Source organism: Aestuarium sp. (assembly GCF_023253315.1).
In the GTDB taxonomy this organism is placed as follows: domain Bacteria; phylum Pseudomonadota; class Alphaproteobacteria; order Rhodobacterales; family Rhodobacteraceae; genus Marivivens; species Marivivens donghaensis.
Genome location: NZ_JALRGW010000112.1, coordinates 1 through 918, shown reverse-complemented (window position 1 = coordinate 918; position 918 = coordinate 1). Strand labels below are relative to the sequence as shown.

The 918-nt window shown below is 51.9% G+C and carries 2 protein-coding genes; both read right to left on the bottom strand.

Features of this window, described 5'->3' with window-relative positions:
• Positions 1 to 228, bottom strand: a 228-nt coding sequence (locus AC1QQ2_RS14475) for a hypothetical protein (RefSeq protein WP_479713673.1), incomplete at its 3' end; no start/stop codon positions are given.
• Positions 228 to 918, bottom strand: a 691-nt coding sequence (locus tag AC1QQ2_RS14470) for a hypothetical protein (protein WP_479713672.1), incomplete at its 5' end; no start/stop codon positions are given. The genes AC1QQ2_RS14475 and AC1QQ2_RS14470, both read right to left, overlap by 1 nt.

Here is a 918-nt window from a genome sequence, read left to right as displayed (position 1 = left end):
GGTATTGATTGCCGCAAAATTCTGGTCCGCCGTGTTAAAGAACAGACCGTTGGGGCACTCTACGTATTGCCCACCATTACGCCCAATAATTGCGGAAACAATACCCACAAGCCGTTCAAAGAACAAACGCAGGACATTAGAGTACTGCTCATGGTACTGAGGCACATAAGCTAGCGGAGCCGATGGTAAACGCGGCTGGGCTACGGGGCGTAAACGGCTCGTTGCCATTACCTACGACCATCCTTGCGTATGTCAATACGAGGGTTGCCCACCTGCCACTGCGTACCAACGCCATCTGAAGATACTTTAAGCGCCATCTGGCGACCGCGCAGACGAACGTTAACTTGCTGGGTGTAGCGCTGAACCTTGTACTGACGCGTCGCGCTATAGTTGTTAGCGCTCACTACGTCCCCACCTTCGGCAGTGCCATAACCAGACCCGGGGTTAGATGCGGGCAATAGTTCAAACGTAGCTTCGGGAGCCGCGACAGTAGAGCCGTCAAACTTTAAGTCGGGCAGCATACGCCATATAAATCCGTACTGATAGCCGTCTTCAATGTCAATATTAGCGCTTTGGATGTAGGACGAAATCGGTGATGGCGGGTTTGTTGAGCCGTCGTCTACGCCGTTCTCATGGTAGAAAACCTGCCCGTTATATCCGGCAGCGGTTGGGTAGTGACGTAGTGGGCTATCAAGCCATGCAGTACGAGCCAGATTCCCGTAATACCATACCTGATCGGCGTAGTTAAAGATAACGTAACGATCAACAGACGTAGAGTCGGCAGAGCAGTAATACCACCAGACTTCATTAAAGCCCTCGTTGGTACCAGCGAAAACTTGGTAGTTCTGTTCTCCGTTAATATTGTTAAACACGTACTGCCACACGGTACAGGGGAGCGTCTGCACGCGACCGTCGTAC